At 37.7% G+C, this 16,054-nt stretch carries 16 protein-coding genes; 7 read left to right on the top strand and 9 right to left on the bottom strand.

Translation table 11 applies throughout. The features are described from left to right. The first annotated feature begins 93 nt into the window (after positions 1 to 93). Positions 94 to 1,110 carry a signal peptide peptidase SppA gene (sppA, locus tag ASF86_RS09880; RefSeq protein WP_005038834.1) on the top strand — a complete coding sequence of 339 codons (1,017 nt, stop codon included), beginning with the start codon at positions 94 to 96 and terminating at the stop codon, positions 1,108 to 1,110. Positions 1,111 to 1,131: 21 nt separating this feature from the next. Then, a complete protein-coding gene (locus ASF86_RS09875) occupies positions 1,132 to 1,941 on the top strand; it encodes an alpha/beta fold hydrolase (RefSeq protein WP_056481529.1) in 810 nt (269 codons plus the stop codon). A 69-nt stretch (positions 1,942 to 2,010) separates the two neighbouring features. On the opposite strand, the gene purN is transcribed toward ASF86_RS09875, so the two are convergent. Beyond that, positions 2,011 to 2,640 carry a phosphoribosylglycinamide formyltransferase gene (gene purN, locus ASF86_RS09870; protein ID WP_056481526.1) on the bottom strand — a complete coding sequence of 210 codons (630 nt, stop codon included), beginning with the start codon at positions 2,638 to 2,640 and terminating at the stop codon, positions 2,011 to 2,013. Further along, positions 2,637 to 3,707: a phosphoribosylformylglycinamidine cyclo-ligase gene (gene purM / locus ASF86_RS09865; protein WP_056481524.1), complete on the bottom strand. Its 1,071-nt coding sequence runs from the start codon at positions 3,705 to 3,707 to the stop codon at positions 2,637 to 2,639. Before purM ends, purN begins: the two co-directional genes overlap by 4 nt. Positions 3,708 to 3,842: 135 nt before the next feature. Between purM and cxpE the strand changes: the two genes are divergently transcribed. The 4 genes from cxpE (at position 3,843) to ASF86_RS09845 (ending at position 10,389) form a co-directional block, all read left to right on the top strand. Next, positions 3,843 to 5,036 (top strand): chloramphenicol efflux transporter CxpE, encoded by a 1,194-nt coding sequence (gene cxpE / locus ASF86_RS09860; protein ID WP_056481521.1) that lies wholly within the window; start codon positions 3,843 to 3,845, stop codon positions 5,034 to 5,036. A 20-nt stretch (positions 5,037 to 5,056) separates the two neighbouring features. Beyond that, a complete protein-coding gene (gene hda / locus ASF86_RS09855) occupies positions 5,057 to 5,755 on the top strand; it encodes a DnaA regulatory inactivator Hda (protein WP_003650214.1) in 699 nt (232 codons plus the stop codon). A 335-nt stretch (positions 5,756 to 6,090) separates the two neighbouring features. After that, on the top strand, positions 6,091 to 7,941 hold the full coding sequence (rbtA, locus tag ASF86_RS09850) for a rhombotarget A (RefSeq protein WP_056481518.1): 1,851 nt from the start codon (positions 6,091 to 6,093) through the stop codon (positions 7,939 to 7,941). A gap of 15 nt (positions 7,942 to 7,956) precedes the next feature. Further along, on the top strand, positions 7,957 to 10,389 hold the full coding sequence (locus ASF86_RS09845; RefSeq protein ID WP_056481515.1) for a CSLREA domain-containing protein: 2,433 nt from the start codon (positions 7,957 to 7,959) through the stop codon (positions 10,387 to 10,389). Between the two features lie 94 nt (positions 10,390 to 10,483). Here the strand turns inward: ASF86_RS09845 and ASF86_RS09840 are convergent, their stop codons facing one another. The 5 genes from ASF86_RS09840 to ASF86_RS09820 all read right to left on the bottom strand — a co-directional run bounded on the left by ASF86_RS09840 (position 10,484) and on the right by ASF86_RS09820 (position 13,754). Further along, entirely contained in the window at positions 10,484 to 10,873 is a 390-nt protein-coding gene (locus ASF86_RS09840) for a DUF3106 domain-containing protein (protein ID WP_004790640.1), read from the bottom strand. After that, a complete protein-coding gene (locus ASF86_RS09835; protein WP_004643705.1) occupies positions 10,863 to 11,183 on the bottom strand; it encodes a hypothetical protein in 321 nt (106 codons plus the stop codon). Before ASF86_RS09835 ends, ASF86_RS09840 begins: the two co-directional genes overlap by 11 nt. Further along, a complete protein-coding gene (locus ASF86_RS09830; RefSeq protein WP_004643704.1) occupies positions 11,173 to 11,787 on the bottom strand; it encodes an RNA polymerase sigma factor in 615 nt (204 codons plus the stop codon). The genes ASF86_RS09835 and ASF86_RS09830 overlap by 11 nt, the downstream gene beginning before the upstream one ends. A gap of 159 nt (positions 11,788 to 11,946) precedes the next feature. Continuing rightward, positions 11,947 to 12,723 carry a TrmH family RNA methyltransferase gene (locus ASF86_RS09825; RefSeq protein ID WP_056481512.1) on the bottom strand — a complete coding sequence of 259 codons (777 nt, stop codon included), beginning with the start codon at positions 12,721 to 12,723 and terminating at the stop codon, positions 11,947 to 11,949. A 59-nt stretch (positions 12,724 to 12,782) separates the two neighbouring features. After that, positions 12,783 to 13,754, bottom strand: a complete 972-nt coding sequence (locus tag ASF86_RS09820; protein WP_017391832.1) for a class 1 fructose-bisphosphatase — start codon at positions 13,752 to 13,754, stop codon at positions 12,783 to 12,785. 184 nt (positions 13,755 to 13,938) lie between these two features. On the opposite strand from ASF86_RS09820, the gene ASF86_RS09815 reads away from it, so the two are divergent. Further along, entirely contained in the window at positions 13,939 to 14,124 is a 186-nt protein-coding gene (locus ASF86_RS09815; RefSeq protein WP_003650227.1) for an NF038105 family protein, read from the top strand. A gap of 59 nt (positions 14,125 to 14,183) precedes the next feature. On the opposite strand, the gene pal is transcribed toward ASF86_RS09815, so the two are convergent. Further along, positions 14,184 to 14,744 carry a peptidoglycan-associated lipoprotein Pal gene (gene pal / locus ASF86_RS09810; protein ID WP_004643699.1) on the bottom strand — a complete coding sequence of 187 codons (561 nt, stop codon included), beginning with the start codon at positions 14,742 to 14,744 and terminating at the stop codon, positions 14,184 to 14,186. A gap of 27 nt (positions 14,745 to 14,771) precedes the next feature. Continuing rightward, on the bottom strand, positions 14,772 to 16,052 hold the full coding sequence (gene tolB / locus ASF86_RS09805) for a Tol-Pal system beta propeller repeat protein TolB (protein ID WP_004643698.1): 1,281 nt from the start codon (positions 16,050 to 16,052) through the stop codon (positions 14,772 to 14,774). Between the last annotated feature and the right edge of the window lie 2 nt (positions 16,053 to 16,054).

The raw sequence follows: 16,054 nt of genomic DNA, 5'->3' as shown, positions 1-16,054 counted from the left end.
AATTATTATAAATGAAATCATATTATTTAGACAGTTTTTATCAAATCAACGTATATAATGACATCATTTTAGATTAATTTGGATTGGAATTTTATGTCCGATTGGCCGCCAAAACCACAAAATGAACCTATAATCCCTAAACAAAATGGACCAGAATGGCAAATTCTCGAGAAGGCTGTGCTTGCCTCTGTAGAGGAACAGCGTCGTAGCCGTCGTTGGGGGATCTTCTTTAAAACATTAACTTTTATTTATCTATTGTTCATTATTGTACTCATGGGTAAAGGTTGCTCAACCAGTAAAGAAGGATCTGCTGTGAGTAGCAGCAGTGCTCATTTGGCAGTGGTAGATATTATTGGAACTATTGATGCTTCAAGCAATCAATCTGTGAATAGTGAAGATACCAATAAAGCGCTTAAGCGTGCTTTTGAGGCATCAAATAGTAAAGCTGTTGCACTTAATATTAACTCACCTGGCGGTTCTCCTGTTCAGTCTGATGAAATCTGGCAGGAAATTCGTTATTTGAAAAAACAACATCCTGATAAGAAGGTTTACGCCGTTATTGGTGATATGGGTGCATCGGGTGCGTACTATATTGCTTCTGCTGCAGATGAGATTATTGTCAATCCATCGAGTTTAGTGGGCTCAATTGGTGTCATCATGCCTAACTATGGGATTACTGGTTTAGCTCAGAAACTTGGTATCGAAGATCGCACTTTAACAGCAGGAACGAATAAAGACATTTTAAGTATGACAAAACCGATTGATCCTGCGCAAAAGCAGCACATTCAATCTGTTCTTGATAATGTTCATACCCACTTTATTACCGCAGTTAAAGAAGGACGTGGAAAGCGTTTGAAATCGAATGATCCAGCTATTTTTTCTGGTTTGTTCTGGACTGGTGACCAAGCAATCCAGTTAGGTGTTGCTGACCGTTCAGGTAACATTACGAGCTTGATGCGTGAACTAAACCTTGATAATAAAGTTGACTACACAATTGAGCGTAACCCATTACAATCAATTTTAGGTCGTATGGGTGCACAGATAGGGCAAGGGGTAAGTGAATCTATTGCTCAAGAAGTGCAGACTCGTCAAAGCGCAAAATTACAATAAAATCTGTTTTAGGATAGCGGTATGTCAATGAAACCAGTTATACACTTTGCTCATGCGAATGGCGTACCCTCAAAAGTGTATCAAAAACTGTTTGACCAGTTGAAAGGGGAATATGACATTATTTATGTCCCTCTAATTGGACCTGATAAACGTTATCCTGTGACTAACCATTGGCCTTCTTTGGTTGATCAGGTGATTGATAGTATTGTACGGCAGGCGAAAGGACGTAAAGTCATTGGACTTGGGCATTCTCTTGGTTCAGTTTTAACATTGATGGCATCTTTTCAGCGTCCTGAACTCTTTTCTCAAGTGATTATGTTAGATCCTCCTCTTATTTTAGGACGATATTCATTTGCTTTTCATATGGCAAAATTATTTCGTCCTAAATTAGTTGATGCGATGACACCAGCAGGCTTATCTGCACGTCGTCGTGAACATTGGGAATCGAGAGAACAGGCGGCCGAATTACTGCGTCCTAAAGGCTTTTATAAAGATTTTGATGAAGATTGTTTTCAAGCTTACATTGACTATGCTTTAAAAGAAGACTCGGTCCGCGGTGGAGTTACTTTAACGATTTCTCGTGAAGATGAAGTTGCAATTTTCCGTAAAAATCCTTCTTGGTGGTGGCTACCAATGCCAAAACCTAAGATGCCCGTACATTTAGTGGTGGGGAAAAAAAGTGATTTCTTAAAAAGAGGCTTTCCTCAAATGGCAAAGCGAAAAATGGGAATTCCGTTTACCGTGGTTGAAGGGGGACATATGTTCCCTCTAGAACATCCTATTGATACAGTGAACTCTATAAAGAAATTGATTAATACTCAGCCAAATTAATTTTTAAACTTATAAAAAAAGGACATGCTGGCATGTCCTTTTTTTATTTTTGCTTTTAAGTAAAATGCTTTACCAATTTGCAAAACGAATAGGGTGTTTAAGAATTTGATCACGGAAATAGGCTTGGCCATTTTTCCATGTAAGTTGACCGTTACATAACCACTCTGCTACTTGTGGGTAAATAAAGTGCTCAAGTGTATGTACTCGATCTGCTAATGAAGCAGCAGTATCATGTGCTTTAACTGAAATAGCGGATTGGGCAATTGATTGACCAGAATCTAGCTCAGCAGTTACAAAGTGTACGGTACAACCATGTAAACGATCACCTGTGTTTAAAACACGTTGATGAGTGTTCACGCCTTTGTAAGCTGGAAGAAGTGAGGGATGTATGTTCAGCATTTTCCCTTGCCATTTATTGACAAAGGTGGGAGTTAAAATGCGCATGAAGCCTGCTAAAATAACGACATCCACTTGCCAAGCCAACAGTTGTTGATGCATTGCTTCATCAAACACTTCACGCGTTGGAAAGTCTTTATGGGAAATAACAGCCGTAGCAATATTGGCTTTTTGAGCACGCTCTAGGGCATAAGCATCTGCTTTATTAGACAGTACACCTACAAGTTGCCCTGATAGATTTGCATCTATCAAGGCTTGTAAATTACTGCCGTTCCCAGAGACTAGAACAGCAATTTTTATCATGCAAAGATCACACGAATTTTTTCGTCTGCACCTTCCACTGATTCAGCATTTTCTTGGATGTGTCCAATTTTCCAAGCTTTTTCACCTTGAGCATTAAGCACATCAATTGCTTTTTGTGCATCATTTGCATCAACAGCAATGACCATACCTACGCCACAGTTAAACGTACGGTACATTTCAAAGCGTTCTACATTGCCTTCGCGTTGCAGGAGTTGGAATAATTCAGACCATTCCCAAGAAGCTTCATCAATGACAGCTTGTGCACCATTTGGTAATACACGTGGTAAGTTACCTGGTAAACCGCCACCAGTGATGTGTGCCATAGCATGTACATCAACTTGTTTACATAGCTCAAGAACTGGTTTTACATAAATACGAGTTGGCTCCATTGCTACATCAGCAAGAGGACGGCCATCAATCGTTTGAGTTAAATCAACATTTTTAACGTCTAAAATTTTACGTAATAATGAATAACCATTTGAGTGAGCGCCACTTGATGCAACACCAATAAGCACATCACCAGACTTTACTTTAGAGCCATCAATAATTTTACTTTGCTCAACAACACCAACAGCAAAACCAGCAAGATCGTAATCTTCGCCTTCATACATGCCTGGCATTTCTGCGGTTTCCCCACCTACAAGTGCGCAACCTGCAAGCTCACAACCTTTACCAATACCAGTAACAACATTTGCAGCAACGTCAACATTTAAGTGACCAGTTGCATAATAATCAAGGAAGAATAATGGTTCTGCACCACAAACTAAAAGGTCGTTTACACACATAGCCACAAGATCTTGGCCGATTGTGTCATGACGATTAAGATTAAGTGCCAAACGTAATTTAGTTCCTACACCATCGGTTCCAGAAACTAAAACAGGCTCTTCATAACCTTTAGGAATTTTGCATAGTGCACCAAAGCCACCAAGTCCGCCCATTACTTCAGGACGACTTGTACGTTTAGCGACTGACTTGATACGATCGACCAGTGCGTCGCCCGCTTCAATGTCGACACCCGCATCTTTATAGCTTAAACCGGTATTTGGGGTAGAAGTTGAGTTGCTCATAAATGAAGTCTCCGCATTGGCGGCAGATTATAACCTGAATATACGAAACTCTTATGTTATTTATGCTCGAAAATGCTATCTTTAATAAAAATATTTTTTCATTTATAACGATTAAATCAAAAAAGGCTAGATTTTATGCAAGATCGTATACTGCGCCGTATTTTTTTACTCGCAGGTATTGTATTGCTGGTATGGGTATTGTACTTACTCAAGCCTGTAGTCATTCCTTTTATCGGCGCTTTTTTCCTGGCTTATTTATTCAGTCCACTTGTTGATGTTCTGGTAAAAATCAAATTGCCTCGCTGGTTAGCAATTAGCGTGGTGTTTATAGGAATAGGCGTAACCTTAACCATCGCTTTGTGGTATTTGGTTCCTCTAATTTGGAAACAATTGGTTTACGCCCGAGATAGTATTCCAGCTGGTATTCACTGGATTAATGCTACCTTTTTGCCTTGGGTATCTTCAACTTTTAATCTACAGGCAATGGAAATTGACACAGAGCAGATGTCTAAAGCTGTGATGGAATATGTTCAAACCAATTATAGTGCCGATAGTATTCAGTCAGTGTTATTAAAATTGGCCCAGTCTGGTTTGAATTTTATTCAAATTGGTGGAACAGTTGTTTTAATTCCAATTATTGCTTTTTATTTTTTACTAGACTGGGATCGTATGTTACAGAACTTACGTCGTCTCATTCCACGTCGATATGAAGCAAATACTTTACAGATCGTTGGTGAATGCCATAGCGTTTTAGGGGCATTTGTTAAAGGTCAGTTTCTCGTCATGCTATTGCTAGGCATAGTATATGCAGTTGGTTTGCAGCTCATTGGTTTGGAAGTTGGTCTTATTATTGGTATGGTGGCTGGCCTTGCCAGTATTATTCCTTATTTAGGATTTGCAGTAGGTATTATTGCAGCGGTTATCGCAAGCTTGTTCCAGTTCGGCTTGGACTGGATGCATTTATTACTCGTTGGTGTAGTCTTTATGATTGGCCAAGCGGTAGAGGGTTATATTCTACAGCCATTCTTACTGGGTGATAAAATTGGCCTATCTCCTGTAGCAGTTGTCTTTGCAGTATTAGCAGGTGCACAGCTTGCAGGTTTCTTGGGAATGTTAATTGCATTGCCTGTTGCGGCTGTTATTGTGGTGTTGTTGAAACACTTAAGAGATAACTATGAAAAAAGCTCACTTTATGCTTCCCCGTCTGCGTTAGTCATACAACAAGGTGATATTAAGCAAATTCATGTAGAAACCGAAAGCACTAAGCTTGATCTTGAGGTTAAAACACAGCAAGATACAGATAAACTGAAACCATCTGACCAGAAATAATTTCAAGGTTAATTCGATATATGCGTCAACTCCAACTGGATATAGAACCTCAACTTGATGCCCGAATCAGTGATTTCTCGGGACCAAGTTGGGGGAATGTAGTCGATGCTGTGCGTCAACTACATGCTGGTCTGGTCAGTAGGTTTTATATCTACGGTGGCGCAGGGACAGGTAAGAGTCATTTACTTTCGGCAATTTGTGACTCTTATTTAGAAATAGGCAAATCTGCGATTAAAGTTTCTTTGCTTGAACTTCTTGATGCTCCTATCGAAGCAATTACTTCTTTAGAGCATTATGACCTTGTTGCTCTGGATGATATTGAATCGATTAGTGGTGTTCCTCATTGGCAAAAAGCTGTCTTTCATTTAATGAATAATCACGAAGGGCAGTTGGTATTCTCTTCGCGTGTAGCGCCTATCGAATTAAAGTTGGAATTACCAGACTTACAGTCACGACTTACCCAAGCTGTTAGTGTTAAAGTGCCGAGTGGAAGTTTATATGCGGACCGCTATGCTTTGGTGACATCTGTAATGTCTAGACGTGGTATTCATTTTGATCAGCAAATTGTTGACTATTTATTGCTGCATGGTCCTCACCAAGCCTCTCTTTTACTACAGACAGTTGCCCAATTAGAAAAATTACTCAAAGGCGAAAAAACAAAACTTTCGAATGCAACGTTAAGACAAATTTATGCTTTGATTGATGAATATCAACAATAGATATTCTTTCATTTTGGTTTATTGCTTTGCCTAAATTTATAAAAACCTGTTAAAAATAGAGTCTCTGGCACAAGATTTCTAATTTCAGAGCACTTGCATTTACATCTTTTTAAATTTCCTTCTAATTTTTAAATGAGTCAATTTTTGTATTTAAAAAAGTTTTTTGAATGTATGAAGCTTTTTGTAATCTGGTTCAAAAATGACTCTGCAGACCGACCAAAATGTCTTGAGAAATTCTACTTGCTGTGACAAAGTACGCACAAAGGATGCGATTGCAAAAGTGAAAAATTTGCAATATTGACAAAAAAAATGAAAAAAGATGTAAGGAGATGGGTATGCTCAAACGGAGCATTGCTTTTGCTTTATTGGCTGCTGCTGGACACGCTTATTCTGCCGATATTCAAGTCACAAGCTTAATTGATGAAGATAAAGACGATACGCTATGTACGTTGCGTGAGGCTGTAGAGCTGTTAAATAAGCGTAACTCAAGTAATTCTACAGATGTTGATTCTGTAAAAGAGGGTTATCACGGATGTAAAGGTAGTGACTCAACAAACATTATTCTGCAAAGAGATGAAGAGTACACACTTAATGAAAAAATAAAGATCACAGCACCTTTAACAATTAGTACTGTTAAAAATGATTCTACGCTAGTTGATACCGATCAACCAGGTTCACATAACGCTACAATAAAAATGGTTGGTACAGATCAGTTATTTAAGGTTGATGATGCAAGTGTTGAAAAAGCATCGATTTCTGTTTCGTTAAATGATCTTAATTTACAGGGTGCAGGTTTAAAGTCTAAAGCCTTTACTGGTGGGTTGATCGATAATCATGAAATGTTAAGGATCCAAAATTCACGTTTAATCGATGGATACGCAGCTCAAGGGGGAGCAATTTATAATCGAGGGCTGGTCACGAAAAGTGGTCAGACTTATGGTTTCGTCACTATTACCAATACTCTTATTCAGAATAATAAAGCAACAGAAGGTGGAGTCATTTATAGCGAGCAGCCGTTGTATTTGGTCACTCAGTCTGTAATCCGAGATAATGAAGCTAGTTCAGTAGCTGGATCACTTTTTTTTAACGCAAATAGATTTGATGATGCAAGCACAGCTGGATACTTAAGTCAGCGCGCTACTGGATTGAGTAACAGTACTTTTTTCCACAATAAAGTAGGTTTTATTGCAAATATTCGAGATGGAATGTTTGTTAATAACATTACCATGATCAAAAATGATAAAGGGCTATTTCTAGATGCCCCGCAAGGTAATGCTTCTATTTTAAATAGTATTTTAGTTGGGAATACAATCAATTGTCAGGCTAGTACTGCTGATAAAGCAATCATACAAAGTAATTTAGTTACAGCAGAATGTAATAGGAACGCGACCTCAAAACTTCCAAATATTATCTATCCTAATAATGAAAAATTAATTGCAGGAACTACAGATGAAGGTGTCTGTGATGTAACAGCAAAAGAAGGATTGTTATGCCCATTTAGCACGCCTAAAGATAGCTTCTTAGGTTTTTTTAAACCTCGACTGTTAGAAAGTTATAATACTTTAGCTGATTCTTTGATTATTAATAAAGGTCGTTTATATAGTGATGCCACTTCAGTCGGATTAGTAACCTGTGAAAATGTTGATCAACGTGGGAAAAAACGTAGCGGTTATGATGAGCTGTGTGATCTTGGCGCAATCGAATATATTTTAAACACAGAGATGTCTTCAGTAGGTCAAGATATTAGATATGGCCAAGTTGCTAAATTTAATATTTTGGGTTCTTTAAGTGAAGCAGATTTAGTGACTCCAGCTACATGCAAACGTTTATTTGGAGAGCGTGCTGATGGAAAAGAATGGCAACCAGGATGTCTTCGAATTAAACAAAGTACGGATACTCCAGTTTCTAAAGGTACTATAACTCTAGATCAAAATGGGAATGTAGTTTATACCCCGAATGGTAACTGGCATGGTGCAGATATTTTTAGCATTCAGGTTATTACGAGTGTGTCTCGTTTTAATGAAGGCGTAGAGTTTCAATATATTACTATCCCAACAAGAATTGTTCAGGACCCTGTATCTGGAATTGAAGATAAATCTGTCAGTACTGGAGGAGGAGGTAGTGTTGGTGGTGGCTTTATTTTAAGTTTATTAGGTTTAATTGCTTTGCGCCGTTTCAAGTCATAATCAGGGATGAGGACTATGAAAAATTATAAAAAAGCATTATTAGCATTAGCTGTACTTGCAAATATGCCACTTTTTGCTGATACCACAAATCAAAGAATTGAGGTTACAACTTTTGCTGATGAAGATGGTGAAAATGCGAATGCATGTTCATTAAGAGAAGCTATTAAAGTTGTGGAAACCCGTAAATCAGCGTATGGATGTACTGTTTATAATCTTAATACTGATCAAGTAATTCAGCTAAAAGCAGGAACTTATACTTTAAATAAAGAATTAGTACCAAATGCTAATATTTCTATTTATGGTTATGGAGAACGTAAAGAAGATCAGATTTGGTCAGAAAAGAATGTATTAACAAATGATTATCCTGCATTACCAAAACTTCAAACTCGTATTAATGCGGCAGGTAAGTCACGTATATTTAATACAGCAGAAAATCAAAAAGCATTATTTCTGCAAAATATTATTTTAGAAAATGGTACGGCTTCAAATCAAGGCGGGGCTATTTATGCTGGTGGTGATGTTACCTTATTAAATACACAAATTTTGAATTCGCAAGCACCTAAAGGTGGAGCGATCTTTCTTGGTGGCAATGAGGTAGACTTATCGATAAGTCATTCCTTGGTACAAGGCAATCAGGCAACAACTGGTAGTGTGCTAGCAATGAGTTGTTTTAATGGTACTGAATATGCAAAACGAGACGTTACTTTTACATCTTCAAGTATTATCAATAATGGTTCAAATAATTCTGCTAGTACATTTGAATTTTGTGGCGAACCTACAGCTGAATTTACTATTAATACAATTGCTCAAAATATTGCAAGTACTGTAAATGGCAGCATTTTGAAATTTACAGGAGATGCGATTTCTGGTAGCACAACGAATCCATCAACTGTTCTAAGTGGTGGAAGTAGTTTAAAACTACAAAATAATACTATTGTTCAAAACAGTGCCCGTACAACTTTTTTCTATGATAGTTTAGGTGGAAAAGAATTAAATTTTAATATAATTGGATATAACCCGAATGGTTATGCATGCCGATATTTGGTAGGCCCAGCAGCTGACTTGAAAAACTCGGGTCTTAAATTATCCTTTAATGCACTAAATTTAAGTAATAATCCTGACAAATGCGATTTACCAACAGAAGTACTTTCTTCGGCTAATAAGACAATTGATATTTCAGATGTTCCATTTAACGCTTTACTTGAGCACCATGAAGCAGCAGCAGTAACAGGCTTCTTACCGCTTTATTTCCCATTAAATAATTCTCCTTTATTGCCACCTGAAAAAGAAGATCTGACAGATATAGATCCTGAGCGTAAAGCTGTATGTACTGTTATAGACCAGCGTGGTTTAGTTCGACTTCCAACTAATAAACCATATTATGAGTCAGTAAATATTGCTCGTAATAGCTGTGATATAGGCTCGGTAGAGTTAATGAAATTGACTGCTGGTGATTTAAAGGGGCTGGGTAATGAATCACTTACTACTTTACTTAAGGGTTATCAAACACAATATGATACTGTAGAAAAAAATCTTACTAATCCACTTTATTCATACTTGTTGGATACCTTAAAAATAGATTTGGCAAATTATAAAAATCTTCTTGATCAAACTAAAGCAAATGCAAAATACCGAGCTATTTATGTTGATTTGAAGGCAAATGGTTTACCTTTGCCAAATGAAGATAGTAGCCATCTTCTAAAGTTTTTTAATAGCACAGACTACAATATTAAAGTTGAGACAATTGGGACTGGTCTAATCAATGATAAGCAATATTACATTAGAGACACGGAAGAAAAAGTACTTAAATGCGAGTGGAATGCGGCTTTACAACAGATTATTTTTTATAGATTAGATGATTTAATTACAACTAGTGGTGACAATCATTACTGTAAGTATACCGTAAGTACTAAGGATGGGACTATCCAGTCAACAGGTTTGTTAGAAGCCAAGTTTGATAATATTGCGCCAGTAGCAACTGATAGTAAGGTCGTATTTCAATATTTAGCAAATGAAATAATTCCATTAAACTTACTTAAATATGCAAATGATGATGGGGATGGCCCAGCTAATACACTTATTACAAAGCCAAATAAACCTCAGTTTGCAGACTTGCCTATTTATTTACCAAGTAAAACTTCAAAAGATGGAATTTTTACGGTCGTGAAGGCTGATAGAGAAGGTCCTTGTCCAGATGAGGATAAGGATAATACCTGTTATGGCGGCAATATTTATATTCAAGCTAAAAATAGTTTTAATAACTTCAATGATACATTAACTTATTACGTATATGACGCTGATAATAAAATTTCAAATGCTGGTACTCTAAGTTTGGTTAGCAGTAATACTGCTGCTGGGGGCAGTAGTGGAGGCGGTGGTGGTAGCTTAGGAATTTTATCTATAGCATCTTTACTTGGTTTAGCGATCTATAGACGCTATCGTAAATAAATCATTTAAAATAAAAAAGCCTCCAATTGGAGGCTTTTTTATGGAAAGTATATAAGTCATGAAATTTATGGTGTGTGAACTTCACATACTTATATTAATGTTCTAAATACTTATTCATATATTCTTCACGAATAGCTGTTCTTTCTTCACCATTCGCTTTAAGCATACGCTGACGTAAATCATTACGCTCTTGTGTACTCATTTTTTGCCATGCTTCACGCATTTTTTCTTTTTCAGCATCGGGGAGCTGAGTAAACCAGTCCATACGTTGCTGTAGGTTCGTACTTTGATTCGCTGGTAACTCTTTTAAGCTCTGGTAACGTTTAATAACTGCACGTTGTTCCTCTTCAGAAAGGGCATTCCATGTGTCATCAACTTGTGTATTGGCATCTTTAGAAAAAATCCAAAATCGTTCAAAACCTGCAAAACTAGTTTGCAAGAAACTTAATGAACAAAGGATAAGAGCTAATTTTTTAGCTGCCATGTTGTACTTTATCCTCACCCAAGACCATTAGCATTTCTAAATCTTCCACCATTTGTGGGGATAATTTAGGATTTACAATCACTTGATTTTGAGGCTTATCAACAATATCTGCTGAATTAGGTAAAATTACAAAACCTGTGATCGCTGCTGCAAGTGCAAAACCCGACATTTTCCAGACACTATAAAAAGAGGCTGGTTTTTGTTGAATATGGTCAAGCACATGATTCATGACCACTGTTTTATTTTTATGGTGATGTGCCAAACTATCAAGTTTAGACGTCACCTTTTTAGTGAAATCATCATGATTCATCAGAACCTCCCAAGGGATTTAAATGGGCCAAGTACTCTCTAAGTCCCTGAATTGCTCGGTGATAATGGGTTTTTACACTACCTTCGCTACAGTCCATGATCTGAGCTGTTGTGTGTGTGTCAAAACCTTCCCACGCACGTAACATAAATGCCTGTTGTTGACGAACAGGTAATTTTGAAATCGCTTCTCGAATTTCTTCGATAGTTACTGCTTGATCGAGAAAATCGGCAGGATTAATGGCTTTTTCATCAACTACATCAATAATTTCGTCGTCGTCATTGTCCAGACTAACTTTTTTGAAGAATGAAAATGGGTTTGCTCTACGAGATTCTTTGCGGCGCCAATCCTGAAGTTTGTTGTTTAAAATCGTATAAAACAGGGGATACCATTCTTCTGTACTTTTATCGGCATAAGATTTGTGTAAAGCAATAAATGCTTCTTGAACTAAATCCATTGCAATACCTTGTTGACCTTGGGTAGCACTCTCCATCATCACCAAAGCACGACCAGTTACATCTTGCATGAAAACTTTCAGGCGTTGTTCAGCCGTGCTTGCATGAGCACTAGATGTTTCCGATCGAGACTTTTTCGGTGCTAAATCCATGGAGATGGAAAATCCTGTCATTGGACATACCCACCTTATCTTCAATATATCTCTTATATAACGTTGAAAAGAGGTGGGAGGTTGACAACAATCGGCTATTTTTTACTAGTGTAATTGATTTTTTTCACAAATATGTGAGATGTAAAATAAATTAACGTTTTATTGGCGTTGACGAACCATCTCAAAAAAACAAATAGATCCTGCAATTGCTACGTTTAATGACTCTTGTCCACCTGGCTGTGGAATAGTCACAGATTGTGCGTGATCTAATGCGTAATCACTTGCACCTTGACCTTCATTTCCTAAAATCCATACACAGGGTTTTGAAAGATCTTGTGAATAGAGGCTTGTTGAGCGATGTGAGCTTGTAACAAAAACTGGAATAGGAAATTTTGGAAGAATATCTGTGAGTTGGAAGTTTTCAAAACAATGTAAGCTAAAATGAGCTCCCATACCTGCTCTTAAAACTCGCGGAGACCAAAGTGATGCAGAGCCTTGTGTGCAAATGATTTGTTTAATATTTGCCGCTGCTGCTGAACGTAGTAAGGTGCCTACATTACCAGGATCTTGGATATTTTCTAAAATCAAAGTATCTACGTTGTAATCGATCGTTGATGCAGTTTTAGGTAAATCGATAATAGCCAAACAAGGCAGACTCGTACCTAATGTACTCAAATCTCTATATAAAACTTCACTAATAACAAAGATATGACCTTGATGCAGTTCGATTATTTCTTTTAAATCGTCGTGTTCTAATGCTTGTTCTGTTGTAAATAAAGAGAAAAGCTTCTTCTGTTGCTGTAGCCAAGCTAAACAAAGATGAGTGCCTTCAAGGACTGTTTGCTGGTGTTTTTTTCGGGCGTTACTAAGTTCGATTAATCCACGCAAATGTTTAATTTTTGCATTGTCTTTTGATTCTAAAAAAATAACAGCCATAAGGAAATATCCAACAAAAGGGCACCATCATACTATGATGCCCTAATTAATTAAAATTATTAATGATAGCTTGTTACGCGTTCAACTTCATTTTTAGAACCAATAATCACAGGAACTCGTTGATGAAGTTCTGTTGGTTCAATGTCTAAAATGCGAACACGGCCTGTAGTTGATGCACCACCAGCTTGTTCAATGAGCATACTCATTGGATTCGCCTCATACATTAAACGTAAGCGACCCGCTTTTGTCGGATCTTTTAAGTCGTATGGATAAAGGAAAATACCACTGCGGCATAAAATACGGTGAATATCACCCACCATACATGCTACCCAGCGCATGTTGAAATCTTTTTCACGAACAGAGGTTTTACCTGCAAGTAATTCATCAATATATTGTTTTACAGGATCTTCCCAATGACGCTGATTAGAAGCATTAATTGCAAACTCTTGAGTATCTGCTGCAACTTGAACATTGTCAGTAGTGAGCAAGAATGTTTGAGTTTCTGGGTCTAAAGTAAAGAATGCTACGCCATTTCCAACTGTTAAAGCCATCATGGTTGATGGGCCATAAAGTACGTAACCAGCAGCAACTTGCTGTGTACCAGCTTGCATGAAATCTTCTGCTTGTGTTACCGCATTTTTTGCAGGCAGGATAGAGAAAATTGTGCCTACACACATATTAATATCGATGTTACTTGAGCCATCTAATGGGTCAAATAAAACCAGATATTTACCATTTTCTTGGGCTGGTGTGAACTCATCAAGCTCTTCAGAAGCAAGACCACCTACTTGAGGATGAACTTTTAATGCATCGATTAAATAGTCATTAGAAATCACATCAAGTTTTTTCTGTGTTTCACCTTGAACATTTTCATTACCAGCACTTCCTAAAATACCAGCGAGCGCACCTTTTTGTAAGGCTTGATCGATAGTTTTACAGGTTGTGGCGATAGTATCGATGACTTGAGCCAACTCCGGTGTTAGATTCCCTTTTTGTTGTTCTAAAAATTGGGACAAGGTGAGGTTGGACATAGAAAATAGCTCCTGTGCTTCAAGCATCAAAATGAGTCAGATAAATACGTGGCATATTCTAGATGAGAATGTCACAAAAGAAAAATTATCTTACTTTATTTGTGTTGGATTTATGCTTACAACCCCCATTTTAAGTGGTATGTTGATTATATAACAACGGACTGTATATTTTAGGAGAATCGAAATGACAACAAAGAAGTTTGATGCGACCCCAACGGCAGGTGAACCAATCAATCTAGATGAAATTTCGAAAGAGAATGTTCAGGATGCTTGGAAAGATTATGAGGCAAAACCTGAATATAAAGATTTTAATAAGCATGATTTGATTGAATCGATGCAACATTCTGAAGAAGAAAAGAAATCTTCCTAAGTTTTGTTGTTATAAAAAAACGCTCATAAAAATATGAGCGTTTTTTTTATGCGTATTCTTTATTTTAATAAAGGAGGTACTGCTTCGTAATTAATTTCAACGCGGCGGTTTTCTTTCCACGCAGATTCATCATGTCCTGCATTAACAGGCGCTTCTTTACCATAACTTACAGCTTCAAGTTGCTGTGGGTTTACGCCATTGGTAATTAAGTAACTTTGTACAGCTTTAGCACGACGCTCACCTAAAGCCATATTGTACTCACGTGTACCACGTTCATCTGTATGACCAGTTAAAGCAACTTTTGAATTTGCATTTGCCATAAGAAATTGTGCGTGAGCTTGGAGAGTTTGATAGTCTTCAGTAGATAAGTCACTGCTGTCATAATCAAAATGAACAACACGTTTAGCCAAAGCAGCTTTATTTGCTTCAGTCACACCTTTCGATGAAGCACCTGCCAAATTTTGAGCATTTAATGCCGCATCTTCACTTAAACCAGAAGTGTTTACCGTACTTGGATTTGTACCAGTTGCTGTAGTCGCTGCCGGTTTGCGGCTAGCACAACCTGTCATCACAAGTGCTACGCTAAGAAAGGGTAAAGCTAAATATTTGATTGATTTCATGATCATCTCCATCAATGGAATTAAAAGTTATTTTGGTGCCCATGCCGGTTCACGTACTTCACCTTGTTCACTTGGTAAATTCATACGGAAACGTCCATCAGTAGACATAATAGACAACAAGCCACGGTTGCCTTCACGAGTTGCGTAGACCACCATTTGCCCATTTGGTGAGAAACTTGGTGATTCATCTAAACTGGTTGGGGTAAGAATATTGGTGATGCCAGTATTAATGTCCTGAATTGCAACTTTATAACTGCTGCCACTTGGGCGATGAACAAGAGCAATCTTTTTACCATCTGCACTCAAAGTTCCACGTGCATTAAATGAACCTTTAAACGTTAGACGTTTTACTGAGCCATCAGCAAAGGTATAACGATAGATTTGAGCAGAACCACCACGGTCAGAAGTAAAAATAAACGATTTTCCATCTGGTGTATAACGTGCTTCAGTATCAATTGCCGAGTCGTTCGTCATACGTTTGACTTGGCGAGTTGATAAATCCATTTGATAGATTTCAGGGTTGCCATTCATAGATGCTGTAAATAGCATTGATTGGCCATCAGGTGAAAAACTTGGTGCGCCATTTAGGCCTTTAAAGCTTGTGAGTACTTCACGCGTCCCTGTAGATAAATCTTGTAAATAAATTGCTGGACGTTTGGTTTCAAACGAAACATAAGCAATTTTCTTGGCATCAGGTGTCCATGCCGGAGAAAGAATTGGATCACGAGATGACAAAACAGTTTTTGGTTGTTCACCATCCGTATCTGCAATTTGTAAAGTATAACGTTCAGCAGGAGTTGCCGGATTTCTGAGAACATAAGCAATACGGCCACTAAAATCACCCGGAATGCCTGTAAGTGCCTGATAAATAGCATCACTTACCATATGGCCAGCTTGACGTATGCGTGAAGCTGGTACATTTAAAAGTTCATTTAAAATGTATTGCTGCTTTTGTACATCATAAAGTTGGTAATGAACTTCAAAACCAGTAGCTGTTTGTTTAATTTGTCCAGTAACTACATATGGAATTCCGGCAGCTTGCCAGTCAGAAGCTTGAATCTGATTGATTGCAGCATTAGCAGGTAAATTTTTAGATGAGCTTGTAAAGCGTCCAGAACGGTTTAAGTCAGTTTCAACAATAGGAGAGAGCCCATTGTCATTGTTAAACGGGACAATAGCAATTTTAGGTGCCTGATCTGGTGCTTTAGCAATTTCCAGATATAACTGGGCAAAAGCAGTTGTAGAAGCAAGAGGGCTTAAAGCGGTGATCAATGCTAAAGATAGCAGGTGTTTGCGGCTCGTATTCATAA

Origin of the sequence: Acinetobacter sp. Leaf130, from assembly GCF_001423205.1 — a bacterium.
Taxonomy (GTDB): Bacteria; Pseudomonadota; Gammaproteobacteria; order Pseudomonadales; family Moraxellaceae; genus Acinetobacter; species Acinetobacter calcoaceticus.
This window is presented reverse-complemented; position numbering and strand designations above follow the sequence as displayed.